This window comes from Bacteroidales bacterium (genome assembly GCA_018334875.1).
Classification (GTDB): Bacteria; Bacteroidota; Bacteroidia; order Bacteroidales; family UBA12077; genus JAGXLC01.
The window spans coordinates 1-18,779 of record JAGXLC010000060.1; the positions used below are offsets into that span (position 1 = coordinate 1).

15 protein-coding genes are annotated in these 18,779 nt (G+C 42.2%); 10 read left to right on the plus strand and 5 right to left on the minus strand.

Annotation, left to right across the window (positions count from 1 at the left end; all coding sequences use genetic code 11):
* Window positions 1-623: amidohydrolase family protein (locus KGY70_07205; protein MBS3774955.1), on the minus strand; the 623-nt coding region annotated here is incomplete at its 3' end.
* A 276-nt stretch (window positions 624-899) separates the two neighbouring features.
* Between KGY70_07205 and KGY70_07210 the strand changes: the two genes are divergently transcribed.
* The gene (locus tag KGY70_07210) at window positions 900-1,289 is read left to right on the plus strand and encodes a TonB-dependent receptor (GenBank protein MBS3774956.1); all 390 of its coding nucleotides are present in this window, start codon (window positions 900-902) and stop codon (window positions 1,287-1,289) included.
* Between the two features lie 1,019 nt (window positions 1,290-2,308).
* Here the strand turns inward: KGY70_07210 and KGY70_07215 are convergent.
* From KGY70_07215 to KGY70_07225, 3 genes are read right to left on the minus strand one after another with little or no spacing between them, the layout of a single operon-like run.
* Window positions 2,309-3,496 carry a SpoIIE family protein phosphatase gene (locus tag KGY70_07215; GenBank protein MBS3774957.1) on the minus strand — a complete coding sequence of 396 codons (1,188 nt, stop codon included), beginning with the start codon at window positions 3,494-3,496 and terminating at the stop codon, window positions 2,309-2,311.
* Window positions 3,486-5,408 carry a 4Fe-4S dicluster domain-containing protein gene (locus tag KGY70_07220; protein MBS3774958.1) on the minus strand — a complete coding sequence of 641 codons (1,923 nt, stop codon included), beginning with the start codon at window positions 5,406-5,408 and terminating at the stop codon, window positions 3,486-3,488. Before KGY70_07220 ends, KGY70_07215 begins: the two co-directional genes overlap by 11 nt.
* A gap of 6 nt (window positions 5,409-5,414) precedes the next feature.
* A complete protein-coding gene (locus tag KGY70_07225) occupies window positions 5,415-5,687 on the minus strand; it encodes a (2Fe-2S) ferredoxin domain-containing protein (protein MBS3774959.1) in 273 nt (90 codons plus the stop codon).
* A gap of 251 nt (window positions 5,688-5,938) precedes the next feature.
* Between KGY70_07225 and nuoE the strand changes: the two genes are divergently transcribed.
* From nuoE to KGY70_07270, 9 genes are all read left to right on the plus strand, one after another.
* Window positions 5,939-6,406, plus strand: coding sequence for an NADH-quinone oxidoreductase subunit NuoE (gene nuoE, locus KGY70_07230; protein ID MBS3774960.1), 468 nt, complete (start codon window positions 5,939-5,941; stop codon window positions 6,404-6,406).
* A 5-nt stretch (window positions 6,407-6,411) separates the two neighbouring features.
* Window positions 6,412-8,361, plus strand: coding sequence for a 4Fe-4S binding protein (locus tag KGY70_07235; GenBank protein MBS3774961.1), 1,950 nt, complete (start codon window positions 6,412-6,414; stop codon window positions 8,359-8,361).
* A gap of 11 nt (window positions 8,362-8,372) precedes the next feature.
* Window positions 8,373-10,100, plus strand: a complete 1,728-nt coding sequence (locus tag KGY70_07240; GenBank protein ID MBS3774962.1) for a (2Fe-2S)-binding protein — start codon at window positions 8,373-8,375, stop codon at window positions 10,098-10,100.
* 1 nt (window position 10,101) lies between these two features.
* Window positions 10,102-12,105, plus strand: a complete 2,004-nt coding sequence (locus KGY70_07245; GenBank protein ID MBS3774963.1) for a GHKL domain-containing protein — start codon at window positions 10,102-10,104, stop codon at window positions 12,103-12,105.
* 5 nt (window positions 12,106-12,110) lie between these two features.
* The gene (locus KGY70_07250; protein ID MBS3774964.1) at window positions 12,111-12,503 is read left to right on the plus strand and encodes a response regulator; all 393 of its coding nucleotides are present in this window, start codon (window positions 12,111-12,113) and stop codon (window positions 12,501-12,503) included.
* A gap of 3 nt (window positions 12,504-12,506) precedes the next feature.
* On the plus strand, window positions 12,507-13,634 hold the full coding sequence (locus KGY70_07255; protein MBS3774965.1) for a hybrid sensor histidine kinase/response regulator: 1,128 nt from the start codon (window positions 12,507-12,509) through the stop codon (window positions 13,632-13,634).
* 19 nt (window positions 13,635-13,653) lie between these two features.
* On the plus strand, window positions 13,654-14,307 hold the full coding sequence (locus tag KGY70_07260; GenBank protein MBS3774966.1) for a redox-sensing transcriptional repressor Rex: 654 nt from the start codon (window positions 13,654-13,656) through the stop codon (window positions 14,305-14,307).
* Window positions 14,308-14,351: 44 nt separating this feature from the next.
* Window positions 14,352-15,284 (plus strand): riboflavin biosynthesis protein RibF, encoded by a 933-nt coding sequence (gene ribF / locus KGY70_07265; protein MBS3774967.1) that lies wholly within the window; start codon window positions 14,352-14,354, stop codon window positions 15,282-15,284.
* 123 nt (window positions 15,285-15,407) lie between these two features.
* Entirely contained in the window at window positions 15,408-15,977 is a 570-nt protein-coding gene (locus KGY70_07270) for a sigma-70 family RNA polymerase sigma factor (protein ID MBS3774968.1), read from the plus strand.
* A gap of 10 nt (window positions 15,978-15,987) precedes the next feature.
* On the opposite strand, the gene KGY70_07275 is transcribed toward KGY70_07270, so the two are convergent.
* On the minus strand, window positions 15,988-18,779 hold a 2,792-nt coding region (locus KGY70_07275), incomplete at its 5' end, for a CHAT domain-containing protein (protein MBS3774969.1).

Genomic DNA, 18,779 nt, shown 5'->3' on the forward strand with positions numbered 1-18,779 from the left:
CTGGTCGCATTATCTACGAGGATACCAGAGGGTTCACTATTTTCTACATATACCTTTCCGCCTTCAACATCCGTTTCTGCAGTTATACCCGCTCGCTCCAGTGCTTCTGAATTGACCAGGGCTGCATGCCCGTCAATCCGGTTCAGAAAAACCGGTTTATCCGGAAACAGCTTGTCCAGCTTTTCTTTGGTTGGGAATTTCGTGTCTTCCCAGTCGTTCTGATCCCAACCTCTGCCCAGTATCCATTCGGCATCATGGGTCTGATCATATTGCTTCAGCTTCTCCAGAATTGCTTCGAATGACGATGTCCCCACCAGATCTACCTGCCGCAGATCCATGGAATAACCATAGAAATGGCAATGCGCATCAATAAAACCCGGATACACGGGTCTATCTTCAAGATCCAGCGTTTTGTCACCGGAATACGCTCTGGTAATTTCTTCCGTGGCACCAACTTTTAGTATTTTTCCATTCTTAACCGCAAAGGCTGAAGCGACGGTGAAATTGTCATCTACGGTGTAAACCTTTGCATTCTTGACGATCAGATCGGCATCTTTTTTCATATTTCCGCAGGAAAAGGTTATCAAGGATAATACAGAGAGGATAATGAGAATGTTTTTCATTTGCAGCCTGTGTTTTTTTATTAATTAGTGTTTGTCCATAAAGTCAAAGAGATTTGAACGAGTCTCGTCTAGAATGTTCGCTGGCAAGGCTTGCGAGTTATGAATGCCAAATGTAGAGACGTACGGCCGTACGTCTCTACCAGATGTAATTGACTGGCATGAAAAACGAGCGTAACGCAGCCAGCGGATATTATAGACAGACTCTAATTGAGGCAAAGGTAATAAAATCCTGCTGTCCTGATGTTATCCTTATCGATGAACAAATAAGATTTCAGGATCAGCTATTCCAAAACCATTGGAAAGCAAGAAGACGGGCAGAACCTTCCCTTCATACCTCAGGATAAATTGCGGGGAAGTATCCGGTTTGAAAAGGAAAGCTGGTTGAGCTTTCAGCAACCGTTTGTGGATTTTGGCGTTGATTATGCATTCAGTCAAGAGCATCCCTCGCGGTTTGAAACGCCCACTGCTGATTATTTACTGGTGGACTTTCGGGTAGGGGGAACTTCGAATCTGTTATCTCAGCGGATCAGCTATGGAATCAAGGTGGACAACCTGTTTGATGTTAAATACATCGACCATCTGTCCACACTGAAAAATCTGAATTATTACAACATGGGTAGAAATGTGGTATTTTGGGTGAAGATTCCTTTTAAAGCAGGATTATAAGACTTCTTCATGAGTCCGGATCGTAAAAGCCTTACCTGAGAAGTACTTCAATTAATGTTTTCTACAGATAACCTGGTTCGATGAGCCAGGTTTCTGTTTATAGGCCCTCGTTGGTTCGGTCAACATCCTCTGAGGATCATGTCGATATCCTCTGAGGGTCTCCGGATATCTTTAAGGGGTATCTCTTATACCTCATAGGATGGTTAGTGAACACCTTTTTTGGCTATCTTACTATCCTCCGGGAGTCTCATGATATTCCCAAAAGATATTTATTGGGCTTTTCCGGGCCTTTTCTATAACCTTTTGAGATACTGGACGGTCATCAGAGGACCCTTGAACCCTCCTCGGAGGACCCCTAAACCATCATCCAGGGAGTACTCAACCCTCCTTTGAGGACCCTCGAACCTTCCTTTGAGGATCCTCGCACCCTCCTCAGAGGTCCCCCCTAAACCATCATCCAGGGAGTATCGGACCCTCCTCAGAGGTCCCCTGAACTAGTGCCTGATACTTTCGGAAAGTTCCGAAACCCTGTTTCATGTTTAAAACTCTCGGATGGATGACAATAAATGAAAACCATAACAAACAAAGATCAATATCATTCAACTCCCCTCCGCAGCTTTTCAGGTTTTGCTCCCGCAGAATGCGGGACCAACTTCTTCCTCAAACCTCAACCCCTTTCTAACAACCCAATGACCCTTGCATTCTTCTGCCAACTGAGGCATTTGGTTTGCCAACTGCCAACTATTTTACTAAATCTTATGTCCTTAAATTTCATTCTACAATATAGTAAACTGCCAACTTTTTCTCAACTCCCGTCAAACCTTCAAACAATCAAACTCTTGTCAAACAACTTAATGACCATAAATGACAATTGAATGACCACCGAATGACTATTGAATATCTCTGCCAACTTTAGCTTTCAGGGGTTGCCAACTGCCAATTGCCAACTGCCAACTTTTTCACTCCTGTCAAACCCTCAAACAATCAAACTCTTTGTCGAACGTTCAAACATTCAAACTTTAGATGTATTCCATCGTAACCTCTTTGAGAAACTTCTCTTCCAGCGTATTGGCAATCCTTTTTACCACCGTTCTGCGGATTTCAAGTTCTACAGGCAGATTGGGATCCTGATGGGCCTCGTTGATCCGTGTTCCAATAACAAAATGGATGTTATCGCTGTCTTTCAGGAGTCTGACAATTTGATCGGCAGGGCCTTTCTTCAGGACATAATTGCTGTTGTAGTGTTTTAAAATATCGGCTACCTTGCTGAGCGTTAAGATGCCCTCGGTAACAAGGTCCACTCCTTCCATATAGGATACAGGAGGAAGGTCGGGGTCTTCAAATTCAAAGCTGTCTTCAATTTCCGTATTGAGCTCCCGGGCAATGATATCGCCGGTGGTGGCCCCCATAATGATTTTGCTTCCCTCAAAGGTTTTGACTGTATTGGCGAGTCTTTTGTCATTACCGGATTCGAAAGGAGGTCCGGTACAGATAAGCAGTCTCCTGGGTTCTCTGAAATAAACGGCGCAGCAAGAGGTGTCGTCTTTGGCGTAGTAACCGTCGTTTTGATAGGCCATGTTCACAATTTTGGTGGAGAGTTTGTTGGCAGAAATGTCGGGATTATTATATACCAGTCTTTTGACAAACTCCTGAAAGTTTTCATGTCCCCAGCCGAATGGATATTTATCTGTTCCAAGCCCAGCTTGAACTATGCCATCGGATCCCACAATGATGCGGTCTTCTTTTTTGGGTTCAAAACTGCAGCTTCTTAGTTCTTTGCCTCTGTTTTCTTCACTTTCCAGAACAATCTTTTCCCATTTGGGCTTGTAAATTTTATGACCCCGCAAGATAATGGCTTTGGGATTGTCGTATTCCAGAATGGTTGCTTTTCCGTTGTAGTAATCTATATCTATAATGGTAAAGGTGGCATAACTGATCTTTCTGGTTTTATCCACGGGCAGGGTGTTCATGATGATTTCCGCAATGGTTTGAACGTCCTTGTGCTCCTTTGTGAAATTGAGCGCCATGGTGGAGGTAAGCGTAGCCAGCATGTTGGCTTTCACTCCATGGCCCAGGCCATCAGAAAGCACAAGAATCAGCCTGTTTTCCTCCTTGTATTTTTCGGATAGAAAAACATCCCCACAGATCCTTTCTTCTTCATGGTTCTTTTGCTTGACCTCGACTTCTATATGGAAATCATTGCTCATTGGAACTATCGTCTTTCTTTTCTTGTTTTTCCGAATCCCCTGGATTTTGAGGTTTTATCGATTTTTCGGACCGATAAAATTCGATGATGGAGTTGAGCATCTGCTCTGTTTCCGAAGCACCCTCACCCAGCAGATATCCAATTTTCTGTACCATCTCCAGGTTTTTGTCAATCACTTCAGTGACCCTTTTTATTACTTGTTCTTTCCGTATCTCCGGCGCATACATATCCCTTAACACCGCTCCCACGATTTTTCCCTTTTTGATATTGAATATAGAAAGGTTCAACAGTTTTTCTTCCAGGTAAATGTCTCTGTTTACTATATTTTGCTGATTTTCCAGTACGTGGGAAAAAAGGGTGAGGATGTTATGGGGAAGCAGGGATTTCAGATCGGCGCCAATAAGGCCGGGAATGACTTCATTGATGGCCTGGGCTTCATCTCCCAGATGATCAACGAAGGTTTTGTTGGATTGTACTACTTTCAGGTTTTGGTCAATGATCACCACCGCGGAGGGCAGTTTTTGAAGCATTGCGTTGATGGTTTCCGATGCTTCTTTGGCGGCCTGTTTTTCCTTGCGCGCTTTTTGCTCGGATTCTTTCAGTGCTTTTTGGGTTTGGGCCAGCTTTTCATTTGTGGTCCGGAGGGCTTTATTGTACTCGTTGCGGTTTCTTAAGGTATAGCTCAGGCACATCTCGGTTTTGGCCAGGCCTTTCGATACGGCGATGGCAAAATCTCTGCATGAAGGATAACCACAGGCACTGCAACCTACATTGCTTTGGTTGTTGTCTTTTCCGATGGCTTTCAGTACTTCCTGGATCTTCTCCTCGGAGGGGGCTTCGAGGCGCTGATCATCGGCCTGAAAACCCCTGGAAAAGTCCAGGTTGATATACTGGGCTATTTCTTCTTCCCAGGCTTTTTTATCGAAGGTTTCCAGCCTCTTATTGGCATAGTCGATTACCCGGGATCTCCGGTTATATTTTTTGCCTCCCGGTGATGTTCCTGGTCCCATCAGACATCCTTCGCAGAAAAACAGATTAAAATGGTGCTTGATCTGATTGATCCCTTCTTCAAACTGGTTGATTGCATTGATGGAATTGACTTTGCCCGAACCGTTGATGACAGTTCCCGTTAGCAGATCCTCACTGATTCCTGCGGCCTGAAACAACCCATTGCTAATGGGAAACAAGGAGCCTTTGTATCCGATGGGGGGATCAAAATCGGAGTATTCCATTTTGCTTTCCTGGATGTTGTATTCATCGAATAATTCCCTTAGCTCTACGAAAGTGAGCACAGCATCTATTTTTCCGTCGTCGTTGCTGTGCCGTTTGGCTTCCTCTTTTGAATCTATGCACGGGCCTAAATATACCACATTGATCTGATCCCCGTATTTTTTCCTTACTACTTTGGCTGTGGCTATAGAAGGGGAAACCAGTGGAGCCAGATTATTGATCAGTTCCGGATGGTATTTTTCCACATGGGAGACTACGGCCGGACAATTTGATGTTATGTAATATTTGCCCTTAAAATTGTCGAAAAGTTCCTTGTATTTAAGTGCGATCAGATCAGCACCAAAGGTTACTTCGTTCACATAATCAAAGCCCAGTTGCCTGATCATCTGTACAAACCTACGGTAATCGGCAATATCATCAAATTCTCCTGATATGCTGGGAGCTACAATGGCCACCGTCGGTTCATCCGATTGAAGCAAATCTTTGGCCCGCTGTTTTGAGTCCCGGTAAATAATGGCATCCTGGGGGCAAACTCCTACACAGTGCCCGCATCCTATACATCTTTCGGGAATGATTCTTGCATAATCCGTGTTGACTTTGACCTCTATGGCATTCACCGGACATTCCCTCACACAGGAATAACTCAGGTCACATTTGTCTTTGATGATTTGTATTAAAGACATAATTAATTAAAGATATTTGTGGAAAATTTCATCCAATATATACAACAGTCGGTCGGATGTGATACCGCTGAAAATTTTGCCTTCAAATTTCAGGTTTGGCCCATCCTGACACTTATCCATACAGTGACAACCGCGAAAATATACTTTATCTTCCAGTTGATGTTCTTTGATGTAATTTTTAATAATGTTTACCGCATCTTTGTTTCCCCTTGAGAAACAAGCACTCCCTAAACAGATAATTAACTCCTTCCTGTTGCCTTTTTGGTTCTTATCATTCATAATGAATAAAAGTAAAAATCAAAATTTGAATCCAAGTCCTGTTTTTTTATTTAAACTGAATACAAATTGAAATCTCTCATGAATTGCTCTGCAATAAAATGATTGCAAACTTATTTTATACTATAACCTTTGTTTGTTTTCTTTATTGTTAATAAAATAACATTGTTTATGAAATAACAATTAAATTTTGTAATTTTGACTCACATATAAAGGGGTTAAAATCTGAGCTGTTACAATAAAAATTCAATTTAATGGACAGGGACAAATTAAAAAAAATACTGGAAAGATATCCCTTTGTGGAACGGGAAAATTTGATCCCCATTTTGCAGGATATTCAGTATGAGCAGGGTTATCTTACCGAGGAAGCGGTGAAGGAGGTTGGAAATTATCTGGAGCTTCCCGCAAGCAAAATATATAGTGTGGCGACTTTCTACAGTAAGTTTCAGTTTCAGCCCAGGGGAAAATTTCATATCAAGTTGTGCAGCGGAACCTCCTGTCATATTAAAGGAGCCGCCAGGCTGGAGAAGAAGGTATATAACCTGTTGAATATTATGGACGGCGAAACTTCCCGGGATGGAATGTTTAGTCTTGAAATTGTGACTTGCATGGGGGGATGTAGTTTGGGACCTGTAATGGCCTTAAATAACCGCTATTTTACGGAGGTTACTGAAGATAAGCTTGAAGAGATCATTGAAGATTACAAAGAAAATGAAGAATAGACTTTATGGCGAGTTTTGAAGAAAATACCAGTCAATATAGCCTCATCCAAACCGTTTTGGAAGGGAATGCAGGGGATATGGACGAGAAGGAAAGAGAGGCGGTGGACCATATCAAAGGCGATAAGGTTACACAGCCGGTTATTTCCTTATCTTACAATACCGCAAGTATTGTTGCAGGAGCAGATGAAACTTTTAATGCAATCCGCGATTACCTGGAAGAAAGGGATATCGATGCCCGTTTGAATGTGATTGGCTCATTGGGACTGATTACTGCAGAACCCCTTATGGATGTTCAGTTGCCAGGCAAAGCCCGGGTAACCTTCAGTAACGTTTTTCCTGAGAAAGTTAGCGATATTCTTGATGCAGTCTTCAACAACATCATCCCCAAAGAGTATGTATTGGGTCAGCATCCCACTGATCTGCATGAACCCTGGGAAAACATTGCCTATGTAAATGAGCTGCCATTTTTCCAGACCCAGAAACGACTTATTCTGAAGAATTGCGGCAGAATCAATCCCGGTTCGATAGATGAATATGTTGTCCACGGAGGTTACCGGAGTTTTTTAATGGCTATTCGCAACTATACACCGGAAGAAGTATGTACTTTGGTAGAAGACAGCGGACTAAGGGGAAGAGGTGGGGAAGGATACCCCACAGGGAAGAAATGGAAAACTACACTCAATGCTCCGGCAGAAAAAAGGTTTTTGATATGTAATGCAGGGGAAAGTGATCCGGGTGCTTTTATGGAACGCATGATCATGGAAGGCGATCCACACAGCCTTGTAGAAGCAGTGGCTATAGCCTCCTATGCAATTGGTGCACAGAAGGCCTATATATATCTCGAAAGCGAGTACGAAATGGCCTGCCGGCGGCTGCAAAATGCCATTGACCAGGCCCGGGATTATGGATTGCTGGGACATGACATTTTCAGCAGCGGGTTCAATCTCAACATTCAGCTCCATCAGGGTGCGGGAGCTTATGTATGTGGTGAAGAAACCGCTTTGATTGCCAGTATAGAAGGTAAGAGAGGAATGCCAAGGCCTAAGCCTCCCTATCCTTCTCACAGGGGATTGCATAATCAGCCCACCGTAGTCAACAATATGGAGACGCTGTTGAATGTACCTGTTATTGTCAGGTATGGGGCTGCCAGGTACAAGCAGACAGGAACGGATAAAAGCCCGGGCACAAAAGTTTTCTCTGTTTCCGGTAAGATTGAACGCAGTGGTTTGGTGGAGATACCCATGGGTGTTTCTCTGAGAGAGGTGGTGTATAAAATCGGAGGCGGTGTTCCGGATAATAAAGGCCTGAAGGGTCTGCTACTGGGGGGTCCCGCAGGAGGTGCATTGACCTATGATCACCTGAATACCCGGATCGATTATGAAGAGCTGAAACAACTGGGGTGTACCCTTGGTTCGGGGGCTGTGGTTGTGATGGATGAGCATACCTGTATACTGGATACCGTAAAATATTATATGCATCTGCTGGAAGAAGAGAGCTGTGGAAAATGTATTCCCTGCAGGGAAGGCACCAGAAGGATGCATGAGATACTTGAAAACATTACCAAACGCCCAGAGGAAGAAAATGGTTCATTTACCTTACACCGGTTTAAAGGGGTAATTAATCTGGAAAGACTCGCCCATGTGGTGCAGGACACATCATTGTGTGGTTTGGGGCAGCGGGCCGCCAATCCCGTTTTGAGCACGATCAGCGCTTTCCGGCAGGAGTATGAAGAGCATATTTTCGAGCGAAAATGCCGTGCCGGCGTTTGTCAGGAGCTCAGCACCTTTTATATTGATGTGGATCAATGTACAGGCTGTACCATTTGTGCTCAGAAATGTCCTACAGGGGCCATAGTGGGAAGTGCCAAAAAGCCTCATTTCATTGTACAGGAGCGGTGTATCGGGTGTGCAATATGTTATGAATCCTGTAAGTTCGGAGCCATTATAAGAAAATAAATCCAACATCTATGCAAATTGAAGTTGAAATAAACAATAATCCCATTACTGCCGTAAAAGGGCAGACCATTCTTGATGCCCTTAGAGAGAACGGCATTAAAATACCTACCCTTTGCCGGCTGGAGGATTTTACACCTACGGGAGCATGCCGTTTGTGCGTTGTTGAAGTGGAAGGCATGGACAATCTGGTTCCCGCCTGTTCTTATCCTTTGGAACAGGGTATGAACATCAATACCCATTCCCGCAGAGTCATTGAAGCCCGGAAAATGATTGTAGAACTTTTGTTGTCTAACCATCCGGATGATTGTCTTTATTGTGAAAGAAACGGAAACTGTGAGCTTCAGAATCTTGCGGCGGAATTGAATATCCGGGAGCGCAGGATTTCCGGGAAGAAAAATAGGGCCAAACTCGATCTTTCCAGTTCCGGTATTGTCCATGATCCGGCAAAGTGTGTATTATGCGGAAGATGTATCCGGATTTGTGAAGATATTGTCAATATTACCACGCTTGAATTTAAGGGAAGAGGAAACAGTACTTCTGTAAGCACCGCTTTGAGCAAAGGACTTAATTTTTCAAGTTGTATCCAATGTGGCCAGTGTATTCAGGTATGTCCAACAGGTGCGTTACATGAGAAATCCTATTTTGATCTGATTCAGGAGGCCATTGGGAATAAGAATGAAACGACCACTGTAGCCCATTATTCCCCTTCTGTTGTAGTTACTCTGGCAGAGGAATTTGGATTAAAACCGGGGAAACAGATCGTTGGGCTGATTAATGCTGCTTTAAGGCGGATAGGATTTGACAAAGTTTTTGACGGTAGTTTCGGTTCGGACATTTATATAATGGAACAGGCGGCCGAACTGGAAGACAGATTGGATAAGGAAGAAAACCTGCCCCTGCTGAGCAGTTCCTGTCCCGCATGGATAAAAGATGTAGAGCAAAGTTACCCCGATTTGTTGCCTTATCTTTCAACGGTGAAATCGCCCGAACAAATTTCAGGGGCTATAATTAAAAGATTTTGTTTGGAGAGCAAAGATCAGGGTCAGAATGATGTTTTTTCCGTCGCTATAACCTCTTGCCCTGCCAAAAAATTTGAAGCTCAGCGGCAGGAAATGACCCATAAGGGCATTCCTGATATTGACGCTGTGTTGACAACCCGTGAGCTGGCACGTTTGATCAAGCTTTATGGTATCGATATTCATGCGCTTGATCCTGAGAGTGCGGACGAACCTTTTCATAAGAGCAGCTCAGCAGGAAAACTCCTGGCTTCTGCAGGGGGAACGGGTGAGGCCGTTTTACGAACCTTGTATAGAAATGTTACCGGGAAGGACATGATTCAACCAAAGGTTGGTAAGCTACGGGGAACAAAGCAGTTTAAGGAGGTGAGCCAGGAGATCAGTCATCATCAGGTAAAAGTGGCTGCTGTGAGTCCGCTTAAAGAAGTTAGGGAAATTTTACAGGATATACGAAATGAGGGATGCCATTATCACTATATGGAAGTAATGGCATGTCCCGGAGGCTGTGTCAACGGAGGCGGACAGCCGTTTGTAGAAGGTTCTAAAACAATTCGTAACCGGATTAAAGCCATTCACGGTATAGATGAAAAAAGTACGGTACAGTCTTCCCATAACAATACCATGGTAGATAGTTTTTACAGCAAATATCTTGGAAAGCCTTTCGGGGAAAATTCCAGGAAGATTTTGCACACCAGTTATACGAAAAGGGATATATTACTTTGATATGAAGAAAGAAGAAACAAATATCGATCGGGACCTGATCTATACCATAAAGAATAAATGTCGGGTATGTTATACCTGTGTAAGGGAGTGTCCTGCCAAAGCCATTAAGATTGTAAGCGGTCAGGCGGAAGTAATGAATGAACGGTGTGTGGCATGCGGGAATTGCATTAAGGTATGTAGCCAGGGCGCAAAAGTTTACCTGGATACCAAGGGAAGGGTCTATCAGATGCTTGAAGGCGACAGAAAAAATGTGGCCATAGTAGCTCCCAGTTTTCCCGCTGAATTTTCGGATTTTGAGGACTACAGCGTTCTGGTTGGTATGATTCGCAGACTGGGTTTTGATGTGGTATCCGAAGTCTCTTTCGGTGCCGATTTGGTGGCGAGAAAATATAATGAACTGATTACCAACAATGGTTCCCAGAGGTATATATCTTCCGATTGCCCTGCTATTGCAGCCTATGTAGAGCGGTATCATCCCACCCTTGTGGAGAAACTTGCTCCCGTAGCTTCCCCTGTGGTAGCCATGAGCCGGGTAATGAAAGAAAAATATGGAGATGGGATCAATCTGGTATTTGTGGGTCCTTGTATCGCTAAAAAAGCAGAGACAGATGAGGTGGATGAAATGATTACTTTTGTGGAGTTACGCGAAATGTTGAAAGAAAGTGAAATAGACCGGGAAAAAACAGAGCCTTCGGAATTTGATCCGCCACGAAGCGGACGGGGAGCGATATTTCCTGTTAGTCGCGGACTTCTCCAAACTGCTGGAATCAAGGATGATGTGTTTGACGGAAATATACTTGTGGCCGAAGGAAGAATTGAATTTCAGGAAGCCCTTAAGGAATTTGAAAACGGACAGATCAATTCCCGCCATCTGGAGCTGTTATGTTGTGACGGATGTATTATGGGTCCCGGGACTTCCAAAGAGAACCGACGCCAGTATAACCGCCGCATCCTGGTTCACAATTATGTGCAGCATAAGATCGAACATTTCAATAAAGAGGAATGGAAAGCCAATATTGCCCGATATAAAGATCTGGATCTGACTGTAACATTTGATGCTAAAGATAAGCGGATATCTACACCTTCCCATGAAGAAGTTAATAAGATCCTGCAGTCCATGGGTAAGAATAATCCGGAGGATCATTTAAATTGCGGGGCCTGCGGATACGATACCTGTGAGGACCATGCCATTGCTATCGTAAAAGGGCTGGCAGAAACAGAAATGTGTCTTCCCTATACCATTGAAAAATTGCATAATTCAGTGAAGGAGCTTGCCGTAACCAATGAGAAACTTGTATCCATGCAGCAAACCCTCAGACAAGCAGAAAAACTGGCAAGTATGGGTCAGCTTTCTGCCGGTATTGCTCATGAACTGAATAATCCGCTCGGCGTAGTGATCATGTATGCCAACATATTGCTCGATGAAGTCCCCAAAGATTCTGATCTCTATAACGACCTGAGACTAATCGTGGATCAGACCCACCGATGTAAGCAGATTGTTGGCGGTCTGCTTAACTTTGCCAGAAAAAATCAGGTAACCCGAAATGAAGTAGACCCGGAAAAACTCGTGGAACAAAGTTTCGATGCGGTCGTTGTTCCCGACCATGTACAGGTTAACATCCATACAGAGGGGCTGGATGCAAAAAAAGCTTACCTTGATCAGGAGCAGATGACCCAGATTTTTTCCAACCTGTTTAAAAATGCAATAGATGCCATGCGGGATGGAGGCGTACTGGACATCACCATTGAAAATGACTCTTCTTATATATATTTTACCATTAGCGATACCGGCAAAGGCATCAAAAAGGAAGACCAGGAAAAGATATTCGAGCCTTTTTATACAACGAAGGGAATAGGCAAAGGCACCGGTTTGGGCCTTGCTACGGTATATGGAATTGTGAAGATGCACAACGGTAAAATATCACTTGATTCCAATGCGGATCCCGAACAAGGGCCAACCGGCACCACATTTAAAATATCTATACCCAATCAACCGGAAAAATAGTTGTTATGGATACAAAAAAACAAATATTGGTGGCTGATGATGATGTGGATTATCTGTTTCAGATAAAACTACATCTTCAAAATATGGGCTATGAAGTAGTAACCGTTGAAAGTCAGAAAGAAGCCGAGCAGATTCTTGAAAATACCAAACCGGATCTGGCGATTTATGATTTGATGATGGAGACAGAAGACAGTGGGTTTGTGTTGAGCTATAAAACAAAGCAGAAATATCCGGATGTTCCGGTTATTATTGCTACGGCTGTTGGTTCTGAAACAGGCATTTCTTTCGGCTTGAGTACGGAAGATGAAAAAAAATGGATTAAGGCGGATTTATATCTTGAAAAGGATATTAGAAAAGAACAACTGGAAAAGGAAATTAAAAAGTTATTGGAACAATAAATTATGCAAAACCTGAAGGTACTTGTGGTCGATGATGAACCCGGTATATGCAGCGGTGTCAAAAGAATCCTGGGCAAATTCACGGTGAGTTATCCTTTCATGGATGAAGACCGTGGATTTGACGTACATGAAGCCTTTACCGGCGAAGATGCCATAGAATCAATCAAAAAGGATCCGCCTGACATTGTTCTGCTCGATAATAAACTACCCGGTATACAGGGTACAGAAGTGCTGGATTATATAAACAAGAATCATCGGGAAATTGTTGTAATGATAATTACTTCATATGCTTCACTTGAGTTGGCTGTGAAGGCTACTGAAATGGGTGCATACGATTTTATACCAAAACCGTTCACTCCACAGGAGTTGAAGTCGTCCATGGAAAAGGTTACCAAACACCTTTTCCTTCAGATAATGACCCAACGGTTGAATAAGGAAGGGAAAGAAGTAAGGTTTCAGTTTTTGTCGGTACTTTCACATGAGCTTAAAAGTCCTTTGAATGCAGTGGAAGGGTATCTGAAGATTATGCAGGAGAGACAGGCCGGTGATAAAATTTCGGATTATGATCAGATCCTCGAACGCTCACTACAACGAATCAATGGAATGAGGACACTCATAATGGATCTGCTTGATCTTACTAAAATACAGTCCGATGAAAAAGAAAAACAATTTGAAAACGTTAATTTATTAGATGTTACAAAAAGTGCAATTGAAACGGTCAGCCCCTATGCCATTCAAAAGGATGTGGATATCAATCTTCATGCAGATGAAGCGATTTATTTCCATGCCGATCCGAATGACATGGAGATCGTACTCAATAATCTTATTTCCAATGCGGTGAAGTATAATTACAAGGAAGGAAAAGTGGATGTTTACCTGCAGAAAGATGCGGATCAGATTGAAATTAAAGTTGCCGACACAGGTATAGGGATGAATCAGGAAGACACTGCAAAACTGTTTAATGAATTTGTTCGCATTAAAAATGAAAAAACCAAAAACATCACGGGCAGTGGATTGGGGTTGTCGATTGTAAAGAAAGTGATTGATTTGTATAAGGGAAACATTTTTGTGGATAGTGAGCCCGACAGAGGAAGCACGTTTACAGTAATTTTACCAATAGATGATCAATAGAACCGCAAAGACTAATTATATGAAAAGTTTACCTGAAAAGACCATTGAGCGATTGAGTGTTTACAGAAGGACACTGCTGAATTGTTTAGCGGAGGGAAAAGAATATATCTATTCCCACGAGATGGCCAATCTGCATAATATTACTGCCGTTCAGGTTAGAAGGGATATCATGTTGATAGGTTATTCAACCACTCTGAAAAAGGGGTATGACGTAAGGGCACTTATCGAACTGATTGGAGAGATCCTCGATTCTCCAAGAGGACTTAATGTTGCCGTTGTAGGCATTGGTAACCTGGGCCGGGCCATCACGGCTTATTTTAGAGGTAAAAGGTCAAGGCTCCAGATTGTTGCTGCTTTTGATACCGACCCCGAAAAGATCAACCGGGTGATTTCAGGGGTGAAATGCTATTCCATGAATGATCTTAAGCAGATTATCAATGAAAAACAGATTAACGTGGCTATTCTTACTGTACCCCCGGATTATGCTGCAAAAGTATCGGAAGCCTTGGTCTATTCAGGTATCAGGGGAATACTGAATTATACTTCCGTTCCTGTGAATGTGCCTTCGGATGTTGTGTTGGAAAACTATGATATGATTACTTCTCTTGAAAAAGTTGCCTATTACGTTAAACAAAAATTGGGCGATGACACCAAAGTCTTTTACGAAGAGTAATTATTGGTTATCTTTGCAGCCTTTCTAATTTGAACAGGCGACATATGAAGATACACAGGAGTTTTGAGCATCTAGGTGAAATCAGGAATCCCGTAGTTACGACGGGTACCTTTGACGGGGTGCATATCGGTCATAAAACCATATTGAACCGGCTCAGGAAGCTGGCCGATGAAATCAATGGTGAAACCGTTCTGATAACTTTTCATCCGCATCCGAGGAAAGTGCTCTATCCTGACTCTGCAGGGAAAGATCTGCGATTGATATCCACACAGAGAGAAAAGATCCATTTACTCAGTAATACAGGACTCGACCACTTGGTCATCATTGAATTTACCCACGAATTTTCTAAGATTACTTCCTATGAATTTGTAGAGAACATCCTGGTAGGTAAGTTAAATGCCAAACGTATTGTGGTGGGCTTTAATCATCACTTTGGACATAATCGTGAGGGAGATTATGCCTATTTATATGAATTGGCCAGGGATCATGATTTTGAAGTGGAGGAAATACCTGAACAGGATGTTGAGAATGAAACAGTGAGTTCTACTGTTATTCGAAAAGCGTTACATGAAGGCCGCATACAGAGAGCCAATGCTTATCTTGATCATTTCTATATCATGATGGGCAAACTGGGTGACGGGCATCCACGATGCCGGGAGATTGGTTTTCCAACCTATAAGCTGAACATCGAGGAAGATGTAAAGTTAATACCTCCCCAGGGCGTATATGCCATAAGCCTTATATACTCCCGCTATAAATATAAAGGCATGCTGAACGTAAAACAGTTTGAAGGTGAAGAGAAGGTAAGTGTGGAAGTTCACCTTTTCGGACATGATCACGAGCTGGAATTAAGAGGTAAAATCCCAACCTTTCGTTTCCATAAACGTATGCGTGATGAGTTAAAGATTGATGAAAATCAGGCATTACACAAACAATTAGAAAGGGATAAATCTGAAATTCAGGAATTAATTTATTAGTCGCCAGGGGATTGCAGGTCAGCGAATGGATTTGGCCATTCGAATTATTTTCTGCCGCCTGGTTTGCCTTTATAAAAAAAATTATTTTATTTATACCTGCATCATTAAAAAAACCCTGTTGTTTTGGAATTTTATAATGATCTTGAAATCATACAAGGAATCCGTGAGAAAGATAATAATATACTGGAATATTTGTATCATGAATATTTTGGATTGGTATATGATCTGGTCTCCCAAAACAATGGCAATAAAGATGATGCAGGAGATGTCCTACAGGAAGCCATTGTTTTAATTTATAAAAAGATCCAAAATGAATCCCTTGAATTAAATTCTTCCTTTAAGACTTATTTTTATTCTGTTTGCCGGCATATATGGCTGCGTGAACTGCGAAACCGTAATACGGAGCTTCGTCATATTATGAATTATGCAAACCGCGATGTAAACGTGGCAGATTCTCTGGAAGCTGAATATGAACAACAACAAAGATACAGATTGTATCAGGAACACTTCAAAAAGCTGGGAAAGGAATGCCGCAGCGTATTGAGGATGTTTCTGATGAATTGTTCTTTTAAGCATATAGCCGGGAAAATGGAGTATAAAAGCGAGAAATATGCCAAGAAGAAAAAGTATAAATGTAAGGAACAACTTGTAAGAGCCATCAAAAACGATAAAAGATTTAAGGGATTATCATGACGGGATATTCTCAAAACACTTGACGGAGATATCTTTTCCCGGTGAAAAATAATACAGCTACAATGATAAGAAATGCTGTTCCACCCCCCATCCACCATATCCGGGAAAAATTGTAAAGTGGGGTTTTGTCGCCGATCAGGATGTATCCTGACCAGAAATAGGGATGGGCATGAAGTGGATCGGAATTCTCAAGGAATTTTATTTTGGCTTTCCTCAGAGCATGATCCTTATGTTCACCATCGGCGAGGACTTCGTAAAAGTATTCCATTAACCTGATGCTGCTGTTATCCTCCACCGGCCACATGGTCATAACGATAGAAGGGCAGCCTGCGTATTTGAATCCTCTTGCCAGGCTGATAACTCCTTCACCCTTTTGAAGTTTTCCGGTGCCGGTGTTGCAAGAGCTTAATACTGCCAGCCGGCTGTTCAGTTCGAGATTATAGATTTCATAGGTGTTGAGGAACCCATCTTCCTTACTTTCTTTTTCCTGCGTGAATGCCATCTTTGAATACATGGGGTCTTCATCGTTTACCAGTGTATGCATAGCCAGATGAAGAATGTCGTAGTTTTCTGACTGATCTTTGAATGCCTCCTCAGTAGCTCGACCGTCCATGTATGTATCTCCCTTGATAATCCTGGTGATGCGTTGTGCTTCTTCTTTGATACCTTTGAGCGGATATAGCTTTTCTCTGTATTCCTGCCGTGTGCGCGCTTTGTATTCCGTTATATCATCTATATTGGCATAAGTAGGAGCGAAGGCTGCGAGTTTTCTTCGGGATCTCCTTTCCCCGGAATTGTTACTATAAAGGACCTTGGCTGAATAGGAATAACCCATATCATATTTTTTTATCAGATAAGCCAGATCATTATAACGGATTTCGTCAAATGTTGTATTTTCGGTAACCAATACCTCAAAAGGCAGATAAGAGAGAAGCTCGTCAGGTATAATGGTTAACTTTTGATTGGAGTCGAGATTCAAAGGTTGTATAAGTTTTGAATATAAATGGTAAGCCAGGGTGTTGTATTTTTGAAAGTCTTTGGTGGAGTGATTTGAAAAATTCCTGGCAGATAGGAAATTGCGCAATTCTAATACCTTATTTGTAAAAGTGGTATCGACGGGAATGGTTTTTAATTGGAAATCATCCTTTTCTATCAGAAAGGCATAAATGTTGCTTTCTGTAAGTACGTATTCAATGAGGGTTTCCCCTGATTTAACCTTTTTTTGTATATTGCTAACCTTCATTGGGCTTTGCTCATATTTCAGGGAGTGATATTTGGGGTATTCTTCTTCAAATTTATCAATAAGGGCCTCATATTCCCTGTTTAATTCAAAGAGCCGTTCATCCCATAAGTTTAGCCTCGATTCGTTCGGTTCTCTTTTCTTGCGTTCTTCAAATATGAGTTCTTCATAAGTCCAAATGTCTTTTTTTAGTTGATCTTCCTTTTTCTCCAGACTGTCGGGGATGTTGCCCATATTGAGCGCCTGGTTAAACTGCATGGCTTCATATAGTACTGCGGCCTTGCTTTCTTCTGCATACCGGAAGGCTTTGTTTAGATATTGGCGTTCACTTGTACGATTATATAGCTCAATGGCGGTTTCTATGGTATTTATGAAAGTTTCTCTTTCATTGGCTGTAAGGTTCAGCTTGCTGCCCTGGCTCTGGTAATCCGTTCTGAGCTCGCCGATTGTTTTCAGGGCCAGTTCATAAGTGATTAATGCTGCCTTCAGGTTTTGTTTGCGATTTTGCTTCAGATTAGCAAGGGTTTTGGCTTTTCTTTTCAGTATATTCACCAGTTGAGATTTGGAGAAGACGTTTTCCGGCTCCGGATTGGCTTGTATGGTGGTATCATTGAAATGCCCGGATAGGGAAATCAATGCCCGCTGATAATATTGTAATGCCTGTGTGTAGTTCCCTCTTAAACGACATAACACTCCCACGTACTCGTAACATCTGGATGTTTCTGGATTCGTTTTTCCCAAATGGGTGATGGTTAAATCCAGAGATTTATGTATTAATTTTTTTGCTTCTTCATATTCTTTTTGGTCCAGTTTCAAGATACCGTAATTCAGATAATGATGGTAAAGTAAGTAGAAAGTTTTTCCAAATTGTTGAATTCCCTGATTAATGGCATTGATAAAGTGCTCTTCTGCTTTCTTATAATTACCCAGCAGGCGATAAGAATTGGCCAGATTTCCATAAGTAACATATAATGCTTCAGGATTCACTCGTTTTTTCAGGCGAATGCTTTTTTCATAAAATGTAATGGCTTTACGGTGCAGACCATGTTCTTTATAGAAAATCCCCAAATTATTATAGACCATCCCCAACCTGTCTATGTTATTTGTGGAATCCTTTTTAAATAGTTTTATTGACCGGTTGTAATAAGATTCCGCTTTTTCGTAATCCTGATACAAGGCATAAATGTTGGCCATGTTCTGAAGATTGGTCCCTACTTTTTTGGGATTGAAATCCGGGTTTTCAGAATAGATTTTATCAGCCTTTTGATAATATTGCAAGGCCTTTTCAAATTTGCCCTGCATTTTGTTTACCACTCCCAGATTCGTGTAGGTATTGGCTATTTTGGGATGTTTGTCCGGATAGGCCTTTTCCTTGTAGGTAAGCTCTTTCAGAAATAAATTTTTTGCATTTTCCAGTTTACCCCCTTGGGCATGCCGGATTCCCTCGTTTTTATACCATTGAATGGAATCCCTCAAATCCCCTGGAACGGGATTTTGTTTTGCCGGCGGAATGGCATAAAGCCCTTGCGGTAAAAGAAAAATTCCCGTAATCAGTATGATAA